The 21,245-nt window shown below is 46.8% G+C and carries 20 protein-coding genes; 11 read left to right on the top strand and 9 right to left on the bottom strand.

Going from position 1 to position 21,245, the window contains the following annotated elements; genetic code table 11:
* Positions 1-120 precede the first annotated feature (120 nt).
* Positions 121-933 carry a C39 family peptidase gene (locus ACMUEV_RS28195; protein WP_017285844.1) on the top strand — a complete coding sequence of 271 codons (813 nt, stop codon included), beginning with the start codon at positions 121-123 and terminating at the stop codon, positions 931-933.
* Here the strand turns inward: ACMUEV_RS28195 and ACMUEV_RS28190 are convergent.
* Both ACMUEV_RS28190 and pds read right to left on the bottom strand, forming a co-directional pair.
* On the bottom strand, positions 930-1,898 hold the full coding sequence (locus ACMUEV_RS28190) for a phytoene synthase (RefSeq protein WP_316425900.1): 969 nt from the start codon (positions 1,896-1,898) through the stop codon (positions 930-932). The genes ACMUEV_RS28195 and ACMUEV_RS28190 overlap by 4 nt on opposite strands.
* An 11-nt stretch (positions 1,899-1,909) precedes the next feature.
* Positions 1,910-3,325, bottom strand: a complete 1,416-nt coding sequence (gene pds / locus ACMUEV_RS28185) for a 15-cis-phytoene desaturase (protein ID WP_190653013.1) — start codon at positions 3,323-3,325, stop codon at positions 1,910-1,912.
* Between the two features lie 417 nt (positions 3,326-3,742).
* Here pds and ACMUEV_RS28180 point away from each other — a divergent pair, with 417 nt between their 5' ends.
* The gene (locus tag ACMUEV_RS28180) at positions 3,743-5,023 is read left to right on the top strand and encodes a hypothetical protein (protein WP_190653014.1); all 1,281 of its coding nucleotides are present in this window, start codon (positions 3,743-3,745) and stop codon (positions 5,021-5,023) included.
* A 5-nt stretch (positions 5,024-5,028) separates the two neighbouring features.
* Here the strand turns inward: ACMUEV_RS28180 and ACMUEV_RS28175 are convergent, their stop codons facing one another.
* Complete coding sequence (locus tag ACMUEV_RS28175) at positions 5,029-6,087, bottom strand: hypothetical protein (protein WP_017285848.1); 1,059 nt, start codon at positions 6,085-6,087, stop codon at positions 5,029-5,031.
* A gap of 94 nt (positions 6,088-6,181) precedes the next feature.
* Between ACMUEV_RS28175 and ACMUEV_RS28170 the strand changes: the two genes are divergently transcribed.
* The 4 genes from ACMUEV_RS28170 (at position 6,182) to ACMUEV_RS28155 (ending at position 9,131) form a co-directional block, all read left to right on the top strand.
* Entirely contained in the window at positions 6,182-6,910 is a 729-nt protein-coding gene (locus tag ACMUEV_RS28170) for a sirohydrochlorin chelatase (RefSeq protein ID WP_190653015.1), read from the top strand.
* A 129-nt stretch (positions 6,911-7,039) separates the two neighbouring features.
* Positions 7,040-7,849: a uroporphyrinogen-III C-methyltransferase gene (gene cobA, locus ACMUEV_RS28165; RefSeq protein WP_190653016.1), complete on the top strand. Its 810-nt coding sequence runs from the start codon at positions 7,040-7,042 to the stop codon at positions 7,847-7,849.
* Between the two features lie 17 nt (positions 7,850-7,866).
* Complete coding sequence (locus ACMUEV_RS28160; RefSeq protein ID WP_242044733.1) at positions 7,867-8,184, top strand: nucleotidyltransferase family protein; 318 nt, start codon at positions 7,867-7,869, stop codon at positions 8,182-8,184.
* 23 nt (positions 8,185-8,207) lie between these two features.
* Positions 8,208-9,131, top strand: a complete 924-nt coding sequence (locus ACMUEV_RS28155) for an RluA family pseudouridine synthase (RefSeq protein WP_190653017.1) — start codon at positions 8,208-8,210, stop codon at positions 9,129-9,131.
* A 5-nt stretch (positions 9,132-9,136) separates the two neighbouring features.
* Here ACMUEV_RS28155 and ACMUEV_RS28150 read toward each other — a convergent pair whose 3' ends face one another.
* The 5 genes from ACMUEV_RS28150 to ACMUEV_RS28130 form a co-directional block, all read right to left on the bottom strand.
* Positions 9,137-10,129 carry a glycosyltransferase family 2 protein gene (locus tag ACMUEV_RS28150; RefSeq protein WP_190653018.1) on the bottom strand — a complete coding sequence of 331 codons (993 nt, stop codon included), beginning with the start codon at positions 10,127-10,129 and terminating at the stop codon, positions 9,137-9,139.
* A 65-nt stretch (positions 10,130-10,194) separates the two neighbouring features.
* Positions 10,195-10,704 (bottom strand): Cys-tRNA(Pro) deacylase, encoded by a 510-nt coding sequence (ybaK, locus tag ACMUEV_RS28145; protein ID WP_017285855.1) that lies wholly within the window; start codon positions 10,702-10,704, stop codon positions 10,195-10,197.
* 68 nt (positions 10,705-10,772) lie between these two features.
* The gene (locus tag ACMUEV_RS28140; protein WP_017285856.1) at positions 10,773-10,946 is read right to left on the bottom strand and encodes a hypothetical protein; all 174 of its coding nucleotides are present in this window, start codon (positions 10,944-10,946) and stop codon (positions 10,773-10,775) included.
* Positions 10,947-10,968: 22 nt separating this feature from the next.
* Entirely contained in the window at positions 10,969-11,616 is a 648-nt protein-coding gene (locus tag ACMUEV_RS28135) for an Hsp20/alpha crystallin family protein (protein WP_190653019.1), read from the bottom strand.
* Between the two features lie 100 nt (positions 11,617-11,716).
* A complete protein-coding gene (locus ACMUEV_RS28130; protein WP_190653020.1) occupies positions 11,717-14,110 on the bottom strand; it encodes a response regulator in 2,394 nt (797 codons plus the stop codon).
* Positions 14,111-14,336: 226 nt separating this feature from the next.
* Here ACMUEV_RS28130 and ACMUEV_RS28125 point away from each other — a divergent pair, with 226 nt between their 5' ends.
* The 5 genes from ACMUEV_RS28125 to ACMUEV_RS28105 all read left to right on the top strand — a co-directional run bounded on the left by ACMUEV_RS28125 (position 14,337) and on the right by ACMUEV_RS28105 (position 20,297).
* A complete protein-coding gene (locus tag ACMUEV_RS28125; protein ID WP_190653021.1) occupies positions 14,337-15,071 on the top strand; it encodes a GerMN domain-containing protein in 735 nt (244 codons plus the stop codon).
* Between the two features lie 237 nt (positions 15,072-15,308).
* A complete protein-coding gene (locus tag ACMUEV_RS28120) occupies positions 15,309-16,847 on the top strand; it encodes a phytoene desaturase family protein (RefSeq protein ID WP_190653022.1) in 1,539 nt (512 codons plus the stop codon).
* 43 nt (positions 16,848-16,890) lie between these two features.
* Complete coding sequence (locus ACMUEV_RS28115; protein WP_190653023.1) at positions 16,891-18,156, top strand: FAD-dependent oxidoreductase; 1,266 nt, start codon at positions 16,891-16,893, stop codon at positions 18,154-18,156.
* A gap of 63 nt (positions 18,157-18,219) precedes the next feature.
* Entirely contained in the window at positions 18,220-19,344 is a 1,125-nt protein-coding gene (locus ACMUEV_RS28110; protein ID WP_190653024.1) for a hypothetical protein, read from the top strand.
* On the top strand, positions 19,341-20,297 hold the full coding sequence (locus ACMUEV_RS28105; RefSeq protein WP_190653025.1) for an NAD-dependent epimerase/dehydratase family protein: 957 nt from the start codon (positions 19,341-19,343) through the stop codon (positions 20,295-20,297). The genes ACMUEV_RS28110 and ACMUEV_RS28105 overlap by 4 nt, the downstream gene beginning before the upstream one ends.
* Positions 20,298-20,379: 82 nt before the next feature.
* Here the strand turns inward: ACMUEV_RS28105 and cysE are convergent, their stop codons facing one another.
* Positions 20,380-21,153 carry a serine O-acetyltransferase gene (gene cysE / locus ACMUEV_RS28100; protein WP_190653026.1) on the bottom strand — a complete coding sequence of 258 codons (774 nt, stop codon included), beginning with the start codon at positions 21,151-21,153 and terminating at the stop codon, positions 20,380-20,382.
* Between the last annotated feature and the right edge of the window lie 92 nt (positions 21,154-21,245).

Genomic DNA, 21,245 nt, shown 5'->3' with positions numbered 1-21,245 from the left:
GTATGATACAGACTGATCATTTTAAGACGTTGTGATCCGAAACGGCGCGGCTTACGTCTGATTCCTGAGTTGACATCGCTTATCCGGAGTAAACTGCTAGCGTCAGGGAAGCTTAATCTTATGAAACTCAAAGTTCTGCAATCTACAACATTCAAACAGTCCACGGCGGATTCTTCTAAGCTATCGGCTCAAGATAAAATCAGTGTCCCAGTTGGTGAGGAGTTTACTGTTCACTCTTACAAACCCGTGGGCAATAATCATGTTCGGGTTGCACTCGTTGATCAGTTTTTGGGCAGACCTCCGCGCAATACCTGGTATGTCTTTCAGCCGCATGTTCAGATTTTTAATCAACGCGGACAGGTGAAAAACTTTGAGCGCAAAGCTAGCATCGGACTGCCGAATTTTTCGCTACCGTCGTCGAAGCTCTTAAATGTCCCTTATCATACGCAACTCAACAATGCTGAGAATCCGAAAGGAGCTTGCAATGTCACAAGTTTTGCGATGGTGATGCGGTATTTCCAGATTCCGAAGCGAACAAATGCGGTGCAGTTTGAGGATGAACTCTATCGCTACATGGAAAATAAAGGCTTAAGCCGCCATGATCCGCATGATTTGGCGATCATGGCAGAGGATTATGGATTAAAAGATGACCTGACTTTACAAGGGCGAATGCTCGATATTCGTAAAGCGATCTCCGAAGGCAAGCCCTGCATTCTGCATGGATACTTTACGAGCTTTGGACATATTCTAGTCGTGCGCGGATACGATCGCGTCGGCTTGCGCGTGAATGATCCGTTTGGCGAGTGGTTTGAGGACGGCTATCGCAATGATTTGCCGGGCGACAATCTCTCGTATTCTTACAATCTGATTCAACGCTGTGCTTCGCCAGAAGGTCCGAACTTTATGTGGCTACACCGGTTGTCGAGAGCTTAAAGGACTTTTGCTCTCAGCCAAGAAATTGGTAACAACGACATTTTTTTCAACCCGGGTACATAAGCCCGACGGTTGAAATTGTCATAATTATTGTTCTCGATTGCGTTCAAAATTTGGCTATACAGCATCAAGGCTGACCAAACTGGCCAGCGGGCATCTTCATTTAATGAACCAATGCCACGCTCTGCCATTGCATAGAACTGCCGCGCTCGCTCAATCTGAAACTTCATCAGGGCTTTCCAGCGATCGTCATTCACACCCTTCATCAAGTCGTCTTCGGTGTAATTAAACCGCGCTAAATCCTCAAGCGGTAGATAAATCCGACCCCGACGCGCATCTTCACCCACATCGCGCAAAATATTCGTTAACTGTTTCGCGACACCGAGCGCGATCGCATCGTCTAACGGCGAATAGCTAGGTTCAGGACGATACCAGGGCGCAGTCGTATCTGGCTCAGCTAGCCCCATCACATCCGTGGACATCAAACCAACCGTACTTGCAACCCGATAGCAGTACAAGTAAAGCTCATCGAACGTCTCATAGCGGCTGCGATAGAGATCCATCCGTTGTCCCGCAATCATGTCGCGGAACGGTTGAATCTCGATCGGAAAGCGCTCCACCGTGTCAACCAGTGCGACATCGAAATCATCTTCGGGATAGCCCGCGAAGATTTTTTCTAAGCGCTCTTCCCACTGATCAAGCGTATCGTTCGTGGCTTGCTTGCCATTAAAGCCATCGACAAGCTCATCTGTCCGGCGACACCAGACATAGATTGCCCAGATTGCCCGCCGCTTTTCGAGCGGGAATAGCAGCGTCGCTAAGTAGAAAGACTTCGTGAAGTGTTCCATCAGTTGGCGACACTGTTCGTAAGCCTCATCGACAGAAGCTAGCGATCGCAGGTAGGAAGAGGGTTGTTCGGGCAATTGCAGCATTCGTAAGACGGAGGAAAGGGTGGAAGTTGACAAAGTGCGAATTGCTACTGACTGGTCTCTAATCGGGGTGATTCAGTGGCAGTTGAAGCAGGCGCGTTCGTAATTGCCTGCGCTGTCAGCTTACCAGAAAGCACGGCTCCTTCCATACTTCCTAGATATTGCTGCATCGTGTAGCTTCCTGAAAGATAGAAGTTTGCGATCGGCGTTTCCTGCGATGGGCGGTATGCCTGACGACCCGGAGAAGCCGTGTAGACTGATCGCGGCGTTTTCACAACTTTATATTTTCTTAACTTAGCAGGATTTTCCCCAGTTAAATGTTGCGGGAATAACCGCTCTAATTCTTTCATCGTCGCTTCGATGATCGCTTCGTCGGATTTGTCGATCCAATCTTTTGCAGGAGCTAGGACAAATTCCAGCATTGAGCGATCGGGGTCTTCGTACGCCTTACAGGTAATGCTCATGTCAGCATAGACACTCAGTAAGTCGGAGCGAGAGAACAATAGCTGATCGATGTCTGTCAATTTGCGATCGAACCAGAGATGTAAGTTGATCACCGGAACGCCTTCTAAGCCTTCGAGCTTTTGGAAAAATGGCATTGCTTTCCAAGGCTCTGGCATCAGAACTTTCATCACATCTACAGACATGGCAGAGACGTACTTATCTGCGGTGATAACTTCATCTGGTGCGCCATCTAGTCCCCGAATCAAGAAGCCTTTCACAGACTGATCTTCATTCAACAAGACCTGCTTGAGCGGCTTTTTCAGGTGAACTTCGCCCCCGCCTGCAACAATGTGATCGACGATCGGTTGGCACAATCTTTCTGTGGGAGAACCATCTAAGAAAGCAATCTTAGAGCCGTAACGTTCTTGTAAAAATTTATTGAGTGCTGTGAGAATAATCGTCGCTGAAACTTCGTCAGGATTGATAAACGTCAGTGCTTTTGAGGCAGCGATAAAGATATCAGAACTGACTCGTTCGCCAATGCCTTGACGCTGTAGCCATTCCAGCAGACTGTACTTATCCATGTCTTCGACGTACTTTTGACCGCGGAGTACACCCGGCCACAGCCCGATCGCGAAGCGGATTTTCTGCTCCCAGGTCAGCATGTCATTGTTTTTCAGAATCGAAGCAATGACGTTAAAGGGAGCGGGAATGTCGGGAACGCTGAAGTAGGAATAGGTTTCAGGCTTTTCAGGCTGATTAAAAATCAGAGCATGCTCTTTCCACTGGAGTCGATCGAGGATGTTCAATTCACCCATTAATTGCAGCATATTCGGATAAGCGCCGAAAAAGGCATGAAGCCCCGTTTCGTACCAGTCGCCATCTTCATCTTTCCAAGCTGCAACTAATCCACCTAGTACATCGCGGCTTTCCAGCACGATTGGCGTGTGTCCAGCATCGACTAAATATTTCGCGCAGGCTAATCCTGCTAAGCCGCCTCCGGCGATCGCTACTCGCATGTAGTCTGTTCACCTAACCTGTGATCGACAATTGGGTTTAATTATACGTTGCAATCCGTTACATTTTCGGAGTTTTTTAAGAAAGTTGCGCAATAAAACCGCGAATCTTCAAGTTCTGTAGGGTCTCGCAGGTCTTCTCAGTGTTCAGCTTCGTGAACGGCGTTACGAATCCTACAGAAGATTCAAAGTGGAGACGGATGATCGAATTTACGTTTGGATGAATGATCATTTCAGATAACGAAATGATCTCATCCTCATTGATGATTCATCGAGTCTAATCAATGCTTCAAATTTTCATTCAGTTTAATCTGGCTCAATCGACAGCGATTGACGTCAGGCTTGATAACCTAACTGAATAATCTAGATCTCAAACTGCTCAATGAGCGAAGCGATATTATTAGTCCCTCTGATAGAACTATGATCGAATCAATCGCTGCGGTTTTCAGTGCAGGAACATACGCACTTCAGGTGTTTACAGGTCAGCCGCTCAGCACAGATTATGGAATGACGGTCGCGATCGCGAATACGGTTCGAGAACGTGCAAAACCTGTGGATACGTTTATTGATTCGATAGGGATTGCAACGCATTTGCGCTACATCGATACAAGCTATGGACGCTTTGAAGATGTGGTTGAACCCCGACTGCGAGAGTTGGGGATTCGACATATTCGCGACGGCGGGAATGATCCCAAAATGTATGCCAAAATGCGCCGCTTAGGAGCACAGGGGATTCGATCGACGTTAGTGATGGATCCACGTGACAACATTACACCGCAGAATGTCGTCGATCAGGTAAAGCAAGCACTACCTTATGTGGCAGGGGTAGAAGGACCGAACGAATGGGATGTGAATGCGGAAAGGATGAGCTACAAGGGTAAGTCTTTTCCAGAGGGATTGCGCAACTATCAAGCGGATATGTTCCGCGCGCTTAAGAGCGATCGAGCCACGGCAAATATTCCGGTGCTGGCTCCCTCCATGGCACAACCAGAGAATGGGAAAAAAGTTGGCTCGCTCGCGGCTTATAGTGAACTGGGCAATATGCACAGTTATTCAGGGGGACGTGTGCCGGGGCAAGATTTTGATTGGCGTTGGTTGCCGCTCACAAAACAATTTTCAGGCGATCGACCGATTATTGTCACCGAGACGGGATACCACAATGCCATTCACGATCGCGTCACAACGCACAAAGCTGTGACCGAGCAAGTCTCTGCGAAGTATATTCCAAGAACGTATTTGGAGTTTTTCAATCGTGGGATCAAACGCACGTTTATCTACGAACTCATGGATCAGCGTCCGGCTCCAGATCAAGAGAATAACTTTGGCATCATTCGCGCTGATGGCACTCCGAAACCTGCCTTTTATGCGGTACGTAATCTGATTCGGATTTTGAATGATCAGTCTGGCGGCAGTGCTCCTGGAAGCTTATCTTACTATTTCAGCGGCAATGTAAAAGACTTACGGCATACCTTGTTGCAGAAGAGGAATGGTGACTTTTACTTAGTCATGTGGCTGAACACCGAAAGTACAGACGCGAACAAAACTCAGCGAGTGACCGTGAATTTGTTGACTCCAACTAAAGCAGCAGCGACCTTTTTACCGAATCGATCGTCGAGTGCAACAGCGACATTTTCGGCTCCGAGAAGAGTAACGATGGATGTACCAGATGCGCCGATTATTTTAAAAGTGGTACCGAAATAATTCGCTCACCCAACCTGCTGCAATGTAGGAAGTAATGCTAAGCCGGATAGAAAACTACATAGATTGATCAACAAACTTAACCAGTAAGAATGATAGTTCGATAGACCACTTTGCGATCGCGCTAATAACCATCCTTCCCAAATCGCCACGCAGATTTGAGAAGTCATCAGTGTGATCAGACTGGGAACGCCTAAAGCTGTCGGTAGAAATTCTGCATAGCCAACCAGCACCGCGAACAAGAATGCAGCAATTAGTACGATCGGTAAACAGAAAAACCAGACGATTCCAGTTCTAATGATTGTTTTCGTCGTAATTGTTTTTTGATGAACCAGTGCCAGGCTAAACCCGATCGCATTGAATAAACTGAATACACCAAAGACGCGAGTTGATCGATACTGAAACGCTTGCAAAGATGGAAAGAAAAACCACACGACTGGAAAGGTTAGTAGATTCACAAATCCGATCCAGAGCAACACTCTTGCAACTTGAGATCGATTAAATCTGAGAACACCCAAGCAGAGCAGCGCGATCGCGAATTCACTGCACTGTGTAATCGTCAATGCGATGCCAAACACTTCCCAACGGGTTGGCTTCATTGCTTCGTCAGGTTCGACTTGGAGCGATTGATTCTGACGAATTACCGTGAAATGGCGATCGCGATATCCCGCAATCCGACTACGAAAATCAGCCGTAAAAGGCGGAGTGGAGCGAGCTTGATTGGAAAATTGAACAATCAATTGAAAGATCGGATCTCTAGAACCTTGACTCTGAAGTGGTTCCTGATAGAGACAAGCCGTTTCTGCACATTCAAATTTGTATGGAGATCGCAAAACGGGCTGCGTTTTCAAACAGACGACATCGGTACAGTTCCCATACTGAATTAATAACTTGGGCTGATCACAGAGCAGAGAACTTGTCGATTTGCATTCCACAAATTGCACCGCTTCAGGAGCACGATCAAAGTAAAACCACAGTGAGTAAGGCTGTGCAGGGGTATAAGCACTTGCACGTTGAGTCAGCAGTAATGCGAAACCCAAAATCAATAGCAGCAGTCGCTTTCTCATCGCCTTTGATTAAAATCTTTCTGATCCTCGGTTAGAGCAGAAGCAGAAACGCTATTATGTTACGTAACTTCACAATTCTTGAGAGGCTTAAGTCTTGCGTTCTGCCTATCTTCTCGTTACGCATGGAAGTCGGGATATTCGCCCCCAGATCGCGATCGATCAACTGCGCGATCGCATGGAACAGCACCTTTCTACTCCAGTAGGAGCGGCTGTTTTAGAATGCGCTCCCACTCCCTTACATGAGCAAATCGAGGAGTTTAGCCGTCAGCATCCTGACATCTCTCAAATCCAGATTGTGCCTCTCTTTTTGCTACCTGGCGTGCATGTGATGGAAGACATTCCAGAGCAGATTGCGATCGCGCAAGCGAACATTTCAGCCGAACTCAAAGTGCTGCCTCATCTGGGCAGCTATGCAGGATTGGAGAAAGTTTTAGCCAAGCGAATTCGTCAGATTCCCTCAGATGTAAGAATTCTGCTGTCTCATGGCAGCCGTCGCCCTGGTGGAAACGCTGTCATTGAAGAACTCGCAACTGCGATCGATGCTGTTTCTGCGTATTGGTCAGTTGAGCCGAAATTAGATTCACGTTTGGCGGAATTGCAGGGATGTCAGGAAATTGTGATTTTGCCTTACTTTCTCTTCTCAGGCGGGATAACAGATGCGATCTCGGCTTCGGTTCAAACGCTTGACGAGAAATATCCAGACTCGTCTTTGCATTTACTCAGTGCATTTGACTTTTGCGAGGATCTCGTCAATTTGATTGTGGAATGGATTGCGCCAGAATTAGCAATGCGATCAACGCAGTCCGCTAGTATTCTGAGATAATCATTTCACAATTTTTCAATTATCCAGTTTCAAACGTAGTAGATATCACTTCTTAAGATTGAGTAGACTCTTAAATTGAGTAGACTGAGCCATACTCGGTTTTTCCCCTTCGCAAACTTCGCCACACTCATGGTAGATACAACACATTCGGCTGGTATCGGTAAAGTATATTTAGTCGGTGCGGGACCTGGCGATCCCGGTTTGATGACGCTGAAAGGTAAGACTTTGTTAGAGTGCGCGGATGTTGTTGTTTACGATGCGTTAGTGAGTGAGCCGATTTTAGCGATGATCAATCCGATCGCTGAGAAAATCGATGCTGGAAAACGTCGCGGACGGCATTCGATGGCACAGTCTGAGATTAATCAGTTGTTGATCGATAAAGCTCAAGAAGCTGCGATCGTAGTGCGCTTGAAAGGGGGCGATCCGTTTATTTTTGGGCGCGGTGGTGAAGAAATGACGGATCTAATTGATGCAGGTGTGCCTGTCGAAATGGTTCCTGGAGTTACTTCCGGAATTGCGGCTCCTGCTTATGCAGGAATTCCCCTGACGCATCGATCGTATAGTTCATCGGTGACGTTCGTAACCGGGCACGAGGAAGCAGGTAAATATCGTCCGGCAGTCAATTGGAGCGCGATCGCTCAAGGGTCAGAAACGATCGTGATTTACATGGGCGTTCACAATTTGCCGACGATTATTGAACAGTTAAATCAAGGTGGGTTGAGTTTAGAAACGCCGATCGCGATGGTCAGATGGGGCACTCGACCGGAGCAAGAGGAATTGATTGGAACCTTAGCGACGATGCCTGCACAAATGGAAGCCGCAAATTTTGGTGCGCCAGCGATCGCGGTAATTGGCAATGTCGTGAACTTACATGAGATTTTGTCTGAGTGCCGTCCACAATTTCCAACTATTTTGAGAAATGGAGAAGCTTTGCCATGATTGCGTTGTCATAAAAAATGATGCCCGTCCAAACAAAAGCTCAAGTATTGTCGCTTTTGCGAGACTATCAACAAGAGTTACATCAATTTGGGGTAAGTCGTTGTGGGATTTTTGGCTCGTTTGTCCGAGAGACTGACATCAGCGATCGTAGCGATGTTGATATCTTGGTAGCCTTTGAGCCAGAGCAAAAAACGTTCGACAATTTCATTCGTCTCTCTTTTTTCCTAGAGGAGTTGTTTGGTCGATCCGTTGATCTAGTCACGATTGAATCTTTAAGCCCTTATATTGGTGAACGCATTCTAGAAGAGGTCGAATTTGTCCCCTTCAGCGTGTGAGTATTTGCAATATATTAGAACGAATGATTGAATTTTACGTTGAAGAAAGTGATATTCGCATCGATCGATATCTGGCGGATCAACTGCCTGATTTGTCGCGATCGCGGATTCAAAAATTAATCGAATCCGGTTACGTTCAAGTGAATGGAGAACTCTGCCAATCGAAAAAAGCAGAGATCGCAGATGGCGATTTCATTCAGATTGAACTACCCGAAGTTCAACCGCTCGAACTCAAACCAGAAGAGATCGCATTAGACATTCTCTACGAAGACGATTCGCTGATCATCGTTAACAAAGCGGCAGGTATGGTCGTGCATCCTTCCGCTGGACACGATTCGGGAACATTGGTGAATGCTTTACTAGCTCATTGTGAAAGTTTGCCCGGAATCAATGGAATTCAACGTCCGGGAATCGTGCATCGACTCGATAAAGACACAACAGGCGCGATCGTCGTTGCAAAAACAGAAGCCGCGTTTCATCATCTGCAAGAGCAATTTCGGACGAAAACAGCACGGCGGGACTATTACGCCATCGTTTATGGCGCACCCAAGCAAGAGAGCGGAACAGTTGATCAACCGATTGGGCGACATCCTGTCGATCGTCAAAAACAAGCGATCGTTCCCGAAGAAAAAGGCGGCAGACGCGCGATCACGCACTGGAAAATTAAAGAGCGATTGGGAAACTATACGCTCTTAGCGTTTGAGCTAGAAACAGGAAGAACCCATCAAATTCGAGTTCATAGCGCTTTTATGGGAAATCCGATTGTTGGAGATCCGCTTTATAGTTCGGGACGATCGATCGGTGTGAATCTTCCAGGACAAGCCCTGCACGCTTGGCGATTGAAATTAATTCATCCGGTTCGAGAGGAATGGATTGAAGCGATCGCACCTTTGCCGGAGTCATTCACAAAGTTAGCAGACGTATTAAGACGGCGATCGCAGTCCTAACAAATCTACTCTTCGCGTCCCACAATCTCCCGGATTCGATAAATCGGGCGACCTTGCGATTCGTGGTAGGTTCGCATTGAAATCTCAGCGAGTAAGCCAAAACTAAACAGATTTAAGCCTGCTAGAAAGAGCACCACTGCCAAAATCAAGAGCGGGCGCTGTCCAATATCTTCGCCAAAGCCAATTTTGATCAATGCTAAATAAAACCCGATCGAGAGTCCCGCAACCAACGAAGCCAATCCAAACAATCCAAACACATGCATTGGACGGGTCAAGAATTTGCGCATGAACGAAACCGTCAGCAAATCCATCACGACCCGAAATGTTCGATCGAGTCCATACTTGCTTTGACCAAACTGCCGCGCATGATGCTTCACCGGGATTTCTGCAATTCTTGCACCTTCAATAAACGCTAGAGCAGGCAAGAACCGATGCAATTCGCCATAGAGATTCATATCGGCAACCAGTTCAGATCGATACGCTTTTAAGGAACAGCCATAATCGTGCAGTTGTACGCCTGTTACCTTGCCAATTAGCCAGTTTGCAATCTTCGAGGGCAAAACACGAGTCAGAGAGGCATCCTGACGATTTTTGCGCCAACCACTGACCAAATCGTATCCTTCATCAAGCTTCTGCAAAAGATTCGGAATATCACTTGGATCGTTCTGTAAATCGCCATCCAAAGTAATAATCACCTTGCCTCGCGCCTGCCCAAATCCGGCTGCCATTGCCGGAGTTTGTCCATAATTACGCCGCAGAATCACCGCTTTCAAATCATTCCGCAGTTGTGCCTGCTGTTTCAGGAGTGCATCCGAACCATCTCTAGACCCGTCATCCACGCAGATAATTTCGTAGCTTAATCCTGCATTGCTCGCACTTGTCCCGATCGCGTCTAGTAATCTCGGAATGCTCTCAACCTCGTTATAAATGGGCACGACGATCGACACATCAGGTTGAACAGTTACGGGTAGCGCGATCGACAATTCACTAGAAATCATGGAGGTGAGAATTTTAAACAATCAGCAAGCTTTAGCTTATGTCAAAAAGACCATTTTTTCTCGAATTAAGTTGCCGGTTTGTCTTGTGCAATTGCTCCCAACGTCCCCTTTACCGCCCGAAGATAATCGCTCGGCGCTAATAAAATCTGCAATCCGCGCATTCCTGCCGAAATCGAAATCGTGTCAAACAGTTCAATCAATTCATCGACATAAACGGGGTAATCCTTCTTACAAGCGAGTGCCGTGACTCCGCCGCGAATGTAACCTGTGAGAGGTTGAACTTCTTTGAGTGCGACAGTTTCAATTTTGCGATCGCCTGTTAACTTTGCGAGTGCCTTCAGGTCAAGCTGCATATCGCCCCCAATGACGGCAAGACAAATGCCATTTCTATCCCCGCGCGCGACTAACGTTTTGAACACTTGTTCTGGAGGCAACCCAATCTTTTTGGCAACCGATTCTGCTGCCAAATCATCTGGATCAACTTCGTATTCTTTGAGTTCGTAAGAGATTCCTAAGTTATCTAAAACTCGAACCGCATTCGTCTTCATCACCAAAAATTTGAGAGGCTTGATCATAGTAATCAAACCTCTCAGCTTTTGTCACTCCTCACCAGCCTTCCATAATCAAGTTAGAAACAGCCAAGTTAGAAATGTTTCTCCTTGGTTGGTTCTCCTTCAAACGGTTGCACCCCAGTGGCAGGATAGTCATCATCACTCGTGCCAAAGATCCGAACGATCGCGCCTGACATAAACTGAATCACGTTATGCGGAATCGATTTCACCGTTTGCCATAGAGATCGATCGTGTGTAGTAGACATACCATTTCTCCTCAAAATCAAGTTAGCCTTCGCTCTTTGCTCGCATATGAACAGCGTCTTGGCGATGTTCTTCGTGTTGTCGATCCTGAGTCACAGTTTCTCGAACGGCTTGATCCAAATCGCCTTCCGACATCGTTTCCAGCGCATCTTCCGCTCGGCGATGCGCGGTCTGCTGACGATGTTCATCATCGAGACGATTTTGGGTGGCTGTAGTTCGCAGCTTGTCTTCTAGATTTACTTTGAACATAGGTTGCTGAGTGGGTTCAAGTTTCGGCAAGGTCAAAGTAAGAATGCCATTCTTGAAGTCTGCTTTAGCTTGCTCATAGTGGACAGGTGTTGGTAGTGGAACCCAACGCTGAAACTGACCATAACGCAACTCACAGTGAACCATGCCTTCTGTTTCGGTTCGTTCTTCAGCGTGATGACTGCCCGCGATCGACACAGCATTCTCGGTCACTTGAACATCTAAATCTTTCGCGTCCACACCTGGGACTTCTGCTTTGAGAACAATATCAGTTTCGGTTTGTTTTAGCTCGATCGCAGGTGTCCAAGTCATTCCACGTCCCGGTGCACCTCCCGTGTCATGATGCGTCCACGTATCAAACATCTGATTCATCTGATGACGCAGAGTTTCCAAATCTTTCAGCGGTTGCCAATGAATCAGCGACATATCTGTTCCTCCTGGCGTTCTTTCGATGAGAGCGAGGGAAGATCGCTCTAAGTTCAGGATAAAAAAACACTGTGAGGAACTTGTGAGGAAGCACGATCGCTCAAGACTTTAAAACGACATCCGATTCGGCTGGGAGAATTGAGCTAATCGTATGCTGAGAATGGGTTTCCTCTCGCAAGCGTTTCGCTTGACGCAGCGCTAAATCTGCTGTGCGATAGAGAGTTTTTAAGTCTTTGCCATCTTCGGGATATTGTGCCACTCCAGCACTAAAGCTCACATGTACGATTTCTCCGTTCTCGGTCGTTAAAGCTTGCTGATTCAATCGCTCTAGCACTTGCATCAAGCGTTGCACCCCATCTTCGCGCGTTACGCCATACATGCCAATCACAAACTCTTCTCCACCCCAGCGTGCAACAATGTCCTCGCTACAGAACGATTGCTGGAGTAAATGCCCAAATTGCCGCAAGACCGCATCGCCTGCGGCATGACCATATTGAGCATTGACACTGCGTAAATGATCGACATCAATTACCGCGATCGCAACAGATTGGTGAGACCGATCCGACGATCGTAAAAATGCTTCTAGTTCCTGGGTCGATTTCTGCCGATTCATCACGCCAGTCAGCGGGTCAGTGTCTAAAATTTGTCGAACGAGTCTGACCCGCTCTAACCGATTGAGAATCCGGGCAACTAATTCTGCACCCACGATCGGTTTACTAACAAAATCATCCGCACCCGCAGCAAAGACTTGAGAGATCGTTTCTGATTCTGAGTGAGCGGTCAAAATCACAACAGGCAGGTGATTCCAATGCAAATCGTTCCGCACGACTTGACAAAGTTCAATCCCCTTGAAATCAGGAAATTCGAGGTCAAGCACTAACACATCCGGTGAAACTGCTTCTAAAGTTTCCCAAAAGCGATGCGGATCATTGAGCGTAAACACCTTTAATCCCCAAGGACTGAGCAAGACCGTCAGCGCATCGAGAAGAGCGACATCATCATCGACAACCAGAATCTTCGACTGCGTCGGTAGCGTGCGTTGAAGTACTTGAGAAACTGCCTCTAGCACTTGTGGAATGGGAGTTGCTTTTTGTAAGAGCAGCCGTCCGCCATGTCGGGAAACTTCTAAGCGTTCTGTCAACTCGTTGTGCGAAGTTAGTACGATTGTTGGAATTGTCAAACAGCATTGCTGCAACGAAGTCAGTAAAGCCATGCTCGGTGTGATCGAGTCAAAACAGTCGAGATCGAGGAGAACAATGCTAGGAGCATCATTTTGGCAAATTTTAATCACCGCTTTAGCAGTCGTCGCGATCGTACATTGATAGTTCCACAACAAAGATTCACTTTCTAACGCATCAAGAAATCCGCGATCGTGTGAAATCACCAAGATAGAAGGTAACTGATCAGGGACGAGATTTACGATCGCCGGAGTGACTTCTGGACAAACCGGAGCAGAACTCGAAGCCGGAACATCGATGATTCGGCGGAGCGTCGCAAGCAGTTCTTGCAGTTGTTTCAACGCTCTTGGTTTTAAGGGACATCCTGCCAAGATCTGTTCGATGTTTCGAGCAATCTGCGAACCTTCTGCAAAGCCAAACGTGCCCAAAGCCCCTGCTAAGGTGTGGGCTTGTCGAGTGGCTGATGTATGCAGTGTCCAATCGGATTCACAGGCAACTCGCTCAATGATGGCAATCTGTTCATTGATGCGCTCTTTGTAGCTTGTCCAAACTGCACCGAGCTTAGATCGAACTTCCTGCTCAACCGAAGTCGGAATGGTCGATGCGAGTAGGGTAGAACCGCTTAAGGGTTTGAGCCGATACCCAATTCCATAAACGGTTTCAATAAAATCTGCAGGTGCCCCTACTGCTTTGAGTTTCTGTCGCAAGCCTTTGATATGAGTTCTAACGGCTTCTTCTCCGGGTGCATCATACGCCCATAAGTGTTCCAGAATATTGCCACAGCTAAAAACTCTTCGACTGTTGCGTAAAAAGAGTTCTAAGAGTCCATATTCTTTTGGAGTTAGGATCAGCGGTATAGAACGGTAGCTGACTTCACAAGAGCTAGGATTTAATTCCAAATCTCCCCATTCGAGCACAGGAGTACTTGTTGAACTCGCTCGACGCAGCAGCGCCCGAATTCTTGCGACTAATTCCTCTTCATCAAATGGTTTCACGACATAATCATCCGCGCCCGCATCGAGTCCAAGCGCTCGATCGTGAGGACTTTGGTAAGCCGTGAGGAGCAGAATCGGAAGTTGAGGAGCCTGTGATTTTTCAGAAGGCGGGACTACACTTCGCACTTGTCGGCAGACTTCGATTCCATTCAAGTCCGGCAGTCCAACGTCGAGAATTAACAGATCGTACTCAAAACTGTCGAGGAGGGCAAGTCCTGATTTGCCATCTTTCGCAACTTCCACAGCATAGTGGTGGGCAGTGAGGATGGTTGTCAATGCCTGAGCCGTTAATTCGTCATCTTCAATGACCAGAATCCTCATAACGCCTCTTGATAGCCAGGTTGCCATTTCTATTGTGTGCCAGTCTGAAGATGCTGACGATTTCCAGAAAGAATTGGTAACAAAAATTCAATGAAACAGTTTCGCAAACCGTTACACAAGCCGTTACAGTTTCATCCTCACAAGTTCCTCAATTTTCTGATTTAGAGTAAAAGCTAAGAGAGCAGTTCCTGCCTCTCAAACATGATTCTCCGGACAGGAGTGTCTTATGAAACTTCAGATCCCTCGTTCCCCTCATCCTGATGTCATTGCTGGATTATCGCTGCTTTTAGCTTTAACTGGAGGCACGGCTTGGATCATCTGGCAAACGAACCATCCTCGCTTGGTGATACAATCTCAACCCTCGGCTCAGATCGAGCAATCTGCAAACACAGTTCCGAGTACAGTTCCACACTCGACAGCAAAAGCTCAGCCAACCTCAAAAACTCCAATCTCCTCTGCGCCTACCGCACCGAAACGGGTTCCATCTGGGGAAGAAACGGTCACCCAACCGATCTTTGAGCCGCCTGCCCAAGTTTATTGGTTACAAGCTAGAGGACAACAGATTGAGATGGTTCCAGTTGCCATGGCGCGCGTCCCTCAACGAACTGAAACTGCTGCCCTGACTGAAGCACTCAATTATCTATTTACGCATCCGAAGCTCGATCGCTTAGACAGTACGATTCCCAAAGGAACCCGATTGTTAAGCTTGCAGATCAAACCGGATGGCATTCACCTCAACCTGTCGCAAGAATTTACACAAGGCGGTGGCAGTACTTCGATGATCTATCGAGTCGCACAAGTGCTTTATACGGCGACCAGTCTTGATCCACAAGCCAAAGTGTACTTGTCTGTAGAAGGGAAACCATTGAATGAAGACAATCCGCTAGGCGGCGAAGGTTTAATCTTGCGACAACCGATGACCCGTCAACAATTTGTCAACGATTACTTAACTCAGGAGTAAATAATGTCTGATCCCAAAAAACCGTGGGTTTTCACTGTTGAGCCTGGCACATTGCTTCTGATTGCTGCTGCTCTATTGCTCGTTCCTCTGCTATTGGCTGGCTTCTTTTCTCAGTAATCGCAGATAAGAGCGCGATCGTGCCCCTATCTAGAGATGGATGAGTAAATTCATTGCATCCGTCAATATCAAGCGAACAAGGCTTTTTTACTCGTTAATCACACTTGCAGGAAATGTCCCATGACTACGGATTATCTGATTGTGGGCAGTGGTTTATCCGCATTGGTCTTTTCAGCTCTCATGGCAAACTCTGGCAAAAAAGTGCAGCTTTTAGAAGCTCATGAGTATCCAGGCGGGTTTGGGCATACGTTTACCTTAGCTAAGAAGTATCGTTTTAATGCCCAGTTGCATTATGTTTGGGACTGTGGAGAAGGGCAAACCGTCAATCGAGTCTTAAAAAAACTAGGCTTAGATCAGGATGTCACCTTCAATCGATACGATCCCGATGGATTCGACCACATGCGGATGCCTGGTTACAAGCTAAACATTCCTTCAGACCCGCAAGAACTGATTCGTAGATTATCAGCCCTTTTCCCTGAAGCAACCGATCAAATTCGTCGGTTTGTTTTAGAAGTAGAAAAGACTAGTGCAGGCTTAAAGCGATTATCGCCGCCGATCAATCCGGTTGAATTGTTGCAGCATTCTGGAGAAGTATTCTCTACAGTGCTCTATCTTAATAGCACACTTCAGGATGTGTTTGATAAATTCAAGCTGCCGCAAGAAGCACAAACCTTACTAGCTTTGCAGTGGCAAGACTTCTTACTACCACCAGATCAATTATCCTTTTATGCCTGGGTGATTCTGTTTACAGGGTATCAAAACGGCGCATTCTACCCTGTGCAGCATTTTGAGCATGTGATCAATTCCCTCGTCAAAGTCATCGAAGCAAATGGCGGCGAAGTTTTGCTTAATCAGGAAGTTACCAATTTTATGCTTCAGGATAATGCAGTTATTGGGGTGCAAACCTTCGATCGCGTTACGCATCAACTGCATGAATTTACAGGCAATACGATCGTGTGTAACATCGACCCGAAGAAAGCTGCCAAAATGATTGGAGAAGAGAAGTTTTCGCGATCGATTCGGCAAAAACTGAACTATGACTATTCGCCTTCAAACTACATGGCGTACTGTGTGGTGAAAGATTTAGATTTGCGAGACTATGGCTTTGGAAGATGGAATACATTTCACACGGAGCATCCAGACTTAAACGAAGCTTTCTATGAGATGTATGAGAAGAATGATTTTTCTCGTCCTAGCTTTGCGATTACAACACCCACATTGATGAGCGACACACACCGAGATTGCCCGGAAGACTGTCAGATTGTTGAATTTCTGACGGTTGCGAACTACGAGTACTTTCGGAAGTTGAAGGAGAGCGATCGTAAAGCGTACTACCAGAAAAAAGAAGAGATCTTAGACTCGATTTTAGATGTGGTTGAGCAGTACTATGTGCCAAATTTTAGGCAGCATATCGTCTTCAAAGTAACAGGTAGCCCAACGACAAATGAGCGGTTCTGTGGGTGTCCTCAGGGGAACTCTTACGGCTCAAGTTTAACCCCAAAGAACATGACGCTCGGTAGACTCAATCACGAAACCTCGCTGAAGAACTTCTACTTCTGCAATGCTTCATCGGGATATCCCGGATTTGCTCCGACCTTTTGGACGGGAGCACTTTTGTATCAACGATTATCAGGCGATGTGATTTTATCGAAAGGCTAAGAATTCGTAGGTCAAAACGTCCGATTCATCTGGAAATACAACTATGAAAATCGCGATCGTAGGCGGCGGAGCAAGCGGGTTAGTCACTGCCTACTTGCTCGATCAACAAGGTCATCAGGTGAGTGTTTTTGAACGTCAGTCGATTTTAGGCGGACACATTCGCACGCTGAATCAAAACGTTCAGCCTAGCTGCTCTGACTGTAATCAGGTACTAGAAGGCGGTGTACTAGAATTTCCAGTTGCTTTTCGGAACTTTCTGCAATTGATGCAAGAGCTAGAAGTAGAATTAGAGCCTGTTCAGGTAGGTTCTGCGTTGTATTTTCAGAATGGGCGGCACTTTCTATCAAGGGGTGTGATTCAGCAGAATTTTACTGGAATGCGACGCGCGATCGAGACATTCAACCTAACTTTGCTTTATGCTCGCTCAATCGGGTTGTGGAGAAAGACGCGCAGTGCTACACCTCAATCACTACATGGGAAATCCATGTCTGAATTTTGGCAGCGATCGTGCATTCAAATGGACTGGCTGAAGTTGCTCAGCATGTATAGCTACTCGATGCCGTTTAGCTCGATCGATAACTTTCCCGCAGAGCTAGCAATTCCAGCGCTACGAGATTATGTGTTTGTTGATTGGGTGAGAATTAAAGGCGGTGTTTATTCTTATATTCAAAAAATCTTAGAGCGTTTTCAGGGCGAGATCTTCACCAATTGCAGAATTACAGAGATTCTCAGAACACCCAATAGCGTCAGAATTTCGTTCAGCGATCGAGCAACCCAGGTCTTTGATAAAGTTGTGTTTGCAACGCCGCCTGATCAAGTCTTGAAATTACTGGGTGATCCAACGCCAGAAGAAATTCAACGGTTTGCGAATTGGAAAGAGAGCTATGCCCAAACCCTGATGCACACAGATAGTTCAATGTATCAACGGCATGGGGTGAAGCAATTTTCAGAATTTGATTTCTTTCAAACTGACCGAGGATGGGGATATAACGCTTATCTCAATCAACTCTGCGGCATCTCCTCATCGGTGCAGTATAGCTTAGCGTTTAATCTGGAGAGTTTGATTGATCCTGCGAAGGTGCTACATATTCAACAGCACCATACTCCGTTCTATACGGTAGAAGCTTTTCGATACAGAGATGAGGTCATCCGCACTAATGGAGAAAACAATACGTATCATGCTGGCGCATACCTTGGGGATGGTTTGCATGAGGGAGCCATTACTTCAGCGCTGCGAGTTGCACATCGGATAGCGGGAATTGAGCGATCGTCAAGTTTGCGAAATCAGGAAACTTATGCAAGCCCATAATCTAAAAATTGCTTCGGGGATTCTGCCAGTGTATAGTCAGCAGTGAAGAACTGGTCAAGAATCATGCCAACCTTTGAAGTCTTTCCGGTGACATCTGCAACTGAGCAAGACATGTTTGTCAATGTGCCTTGGGTTGTGTACTCCGGAGATCCAAACTGGGTTCCTCCTTTACGGAGCGATGTTGCGAAGCAGTTCAAGCCTGAAAATACCTTTTTCCAATACGGCAGGCTCAAACAGTTTATTGCGATTAGTCGAGGCACCGCGATCGGAAGAATCGTCGCAGCAGTGAACGATCGCTTAGTGGAACGAGAAGGAAAAGCGATCGGGATTTTTGGCTTCTTTGAGTGCGTGGATGATATTGAAGTCGCAAAAGCACTATTTGAAGCTGCAGAGAATTGGTTGCGATCGCAAGGCATGACCGAAGTTCGAGGCCCGATTGATCTCTCGACTCACAATAACTGTTTATTTCTAGTCGATGGCTTTGACTCACCTCCAATGGTGATGATGCCTTACAATCCAGCCTACTATCCAACTTATCTGGAAACACTCGGCTGGACAAAAGCAAAAGATGCCTATGCCTATGATTTCCCACTTGATAAACCTCTTTCTCCTGAGTTTGAAAAAGGCTATAGAATTGCATGTAAATCAGGAGTCACATTCCGACCGTTAAGAACTAAAGGCGAGGAATTTGAGCAAGATTGTGTGAGCTTATATAACCTCTTCAATAAGGCATTTGCGAATAATTGGAGTTCGACCCCTCGAACGTTAGAAGAATTCTTAGACGAAGCGCGATCGCTGCAAGATTTAGTCGATCCCGATGTCTTTCCGATCGCAGAATACAACGGTGAAATGATTGGCTTCTGGATGGGATTACCTGATTACAACATCCCGCTGAAATACGTGAATGGCAAGCTCAATTGGCTCGGAATTCTCAAATTCCTCTGGTATCGTCGGCAGATTAATCAAGGTCGGGTGATTGCAATTTGTTCCTTACCCGAATTTCAGAGAAAACTTGTGCCGCTTGGATTAATCTATCTAGGACTCCAAGGAGGAATCAAAAAAGGCAAACCCTACAAACGAGCAGAACTATCCTGGGTCTATGAAGACAACGATCGCTCCAGAAAACTGATCGAAGCTTCAGGCGGTAAGATCTACAAAACCTATCGCATGTATGAAAAACAGCTATGAGAGCATTAGTAACTGGAGCAAATGGATTTACCGGATCTCATTTAGTCAAATTACTACTAGCCCGAGGCGACTCAGTTACTGGATTGGTTCGCAAATCTAGTAATGTCTCTCGTCTGGCTGATTGTGACGTCAAATTTGTTTATGGTGACATTACCGATCGTGCGGCTTTAACGGAAGCCATGACGGGTGTAGATGTTGTTTTTCATACAGCCGCTTATGTTGAACTTGGAATCGTGAATGCGGCTGAAATGGAGCGAGTAAATGTTGAAGGAACTCGCGCTGTTTTAGAAGTCGCAAAAGCCGTCAATGTCCCAAAAATGATCTATTGCAGCACGATCGGGATTTTTGGGGATACGCAAGGCAACGTGATTAATGAAACTTTTCAGCGTACTCAAGCAGAGTTTTCTTCTGCTTACGATCGTACTAAGTACCAGGCTCAACAACTCGTCGATCAAGCAGTAAAAGATGGCTTATGGGTTGCTAGTGTGATGCCTTCTGGCATTTTCGGTAAAGATGATCCACATTTCCTGCCTGTCTTGAGTGCGTTTCAAAAAGGTCGGCTGAAAGTATGGGCAGGAGGCAGCAGAGTCACTGGCATTGTCCATGTCGATGATCTTGCAGAAGCGATGATCCTTGCCGTCGATCGCGGAAAATCAGGCGAGTACTACATCATTTCAGCAGGTGATCTTACAACAAAAGGAATGTTCGAGATCTTTAGCCAAGAAACCGGAATCCCTGCCCCTCGCGAAGCTCCAAAAGCTTTAGTGCGCATCGTTGCGAGCATTCTTGATCCCATCGGTCGCCTCTCAGGTTGGCAACCTCCAATCGACAATGAGCGGGTTCATTACCTCTACGATCGCTGTGTTCGAGTAGATGCGACGAAAGCTCGGCAAGAATTGGGGTGGAATCCGCGATCGCCGGAAGTTACCCTTAAATCTCTGATGAGGGGATAGGGAAATGGGGAATGGAGAAATTACTCCCCCATTCCCCAACTTGCAAGATCTTACAAATCCAACAAGAGTACGATATCAGGCATTAAATCCCGGCTCCGTCGAGAAATTCATCAATCACGCGATCGCGCAATCGACAAGCCTCTCCATCCTGAACCGCAGCCTCTTCGACAGCAGGTTCAGAAGATTCAGCCGCAGGCATCGCATAGCAAACAGCTAAAGAATCACGAGTTTGCAGAATCTGAATTTGTTGCTCTAAAGATTCAATACGATCGACAAGTGCCCGAATCACTTGCGCTTCTGAATCCGGCAGTCGTCCATGCTCTAACGGCTCAACTCGCTCTCCTGCCCGGTAAACAATCCGCCCCGGCACACCAACCACGGTACAATCCGAAGGCACATCGCGCAGGACAACCGATCCCGCCCCGATCCGCACATTGTTGCCCAGTTGGATATTGCCTAGAACTTTCGCCCCGGCTCCCACAATCACGTTTTCGCCCAGGGTCGGGTGACGCTTTCCACACTCTTTACCAGTTCCGCCTAGCGTTACCCCTTGATAAATCAGCGCATAATCTCCGACGATCGCCGTTTCACCAATCACAACACCCATGCCGTGATCGATAAACACACCCTGTCCGATTGTTGCTCCAGGGTGAATCTCGATCCCAGTAATAAACCGGGAAATTTGCGACATAAAGCGCGGCACAAACGGAATGCCGACTTTGTACAACCAGTGAGCGAAGCGATGGAACATCAAAGCTTGCAGCCCTGGATAGCAAAACAAAACTTCCAGCCAGTTCCGGGCAGCAGGGTCACGATCGAAAATAATTTTGAAGTCAGCAATCAGGCTTTTCAGCACAGTGGCATCCCTATGTGGCGTGATAAGACCAAAGTTTATCTTAGCGTGTCAAGGAGCCTCATTGAGTGAAGCGATCGTGAATTTCAAAGATC

The organism is Leptolyngbya sp. FACHB-1624 (genome assembly GCF_047649235.1).
GTDB classification, from domain to species: domain Bacteria; phylum Cyanobacteriota; class Cyanobacteriia; order Leptolyngbyales; family Leptolyngbyaceae; genus Leptolyngbya; species Leptolyngbya boryana.
The sequence above is the reverse complement of the archived record's forward strand: the minus strand, read 5'-3'. Positions and strand labels throughout refer to the sequence as shown.

Coding starts and splice junctions, on each gene's coding strand:
- ACMUEV_RS28195 (WP_017285844.1), top strand. CDS start 121: ATGAAACTCAAAGTTCTGCAATCTACAACATTCAAACAGTCCACGGCG.
- pds (WP_190653013.1), bottom strand. CDS start 3,325: ATGCGAGTAGCGATCGCCGGAGGCGGCTTAGCAGGATTAGCCTGCGCG.
- ACMUEV_RS28180 (WP_190653014.1), top strand. CDS start 3,743: ATGATCGAATCAATCGCTGCGGTTTTCAGTGCAGGAACATACGCACTT.
- ACMUEV_RS28175 (WP_017285848.1), bottom strand. CDS start 6,087: ATGAGAAAGCGACTGCTGCTATTGATTTTGGGTTTCGCATTACTGCTG.
- cobA (WP_190653016.1), top strand. CDS start 7,040: ATGGTAGATACAACACATTCGGCTGGTATCGGTAAAGTATATTTAGTC.
- ACMUEV_RS28160 (WP_242044733.1), top strand. CDS start 7,867: ATGATGCCCGTCCAAACAAAAGCTCAAGTATTGTCGCTTTTGCGAGAC.
- ACMUEV_RS28155 (WP_190653017.1), top strand. CDS start 8,208: ATGATTGAATTTTACGTTGAAGAAAGTGATATTCGCATCGATCGATAT.
- ACMUEV_RS28150 (WP_190653018.1), bottom strand. CDS start 10,129: ATGATTTCTAGTGAATTGTCGATCGCGCTACCCGTAACTGTTCAACCT.
- ybaK (WP_017285855.1), bottom strand. CDS start 10,704: ATGATCAAGCCTCTCAAATTTTTGGTGATGAAGACGAATGCGGTTCGA.
- ACMUEV_RS28140 (WP_017285856.1), bottom strand. CDS start 10,946: ATGTCTACTACACACGATCGATCTCTATGGCAAACGGTGAAATCGATT.
- ACMUEV_RS28135 (WP_190653019.1), bottom strand. CDS start 11,616: ATGTCGCTGATTCATTGGCAACCGCTGAAAGATTTGGAAACTCTGCGT.
- ACMUEV_RS28130 (WP_190653020.1), bottom strand. CDS start 14,110: ATGAGGATTCTGGTCATTGAAGATGACGAATTAACGGCTCAGGCATTG.
- ACMUEV_RS28125 (WP_190653021.1), top strand. CDS start 14,337: ATGAAACTTCAGATCCCTCGTTCCCCTCATCCTGATGTCATTGCTGGA.
- ACMUEV_RS28120 (WP_190653022.1), top strand. CDS start 15,309: ATGACTACGGATTATCTGATTGTGGGCAGTGGTTTATCCGCATTGGTC.
- ACMUEV_RS28115 (WP_190653023.1), top strand. CDS start 16,891: ATGAAAATCGCGATCGTAGGCGGCGGAGCAAGCGGGTTAGTCACTGCC.
- ACMUEV_RS28110 (WP_190653024.1), top strand. CDS start 18,220: ATGCCAACCTTTGAAGTCTTTCCGGTGACATCTGCAACTGAGCAAGAC.
- ACMUEV_RS28105 (WP_190653025.1), top strand. CDS start 19,341: ATGAGAGCATTAGTAACTGGAGCAAATGGATTTACCGGATCTCATTTA.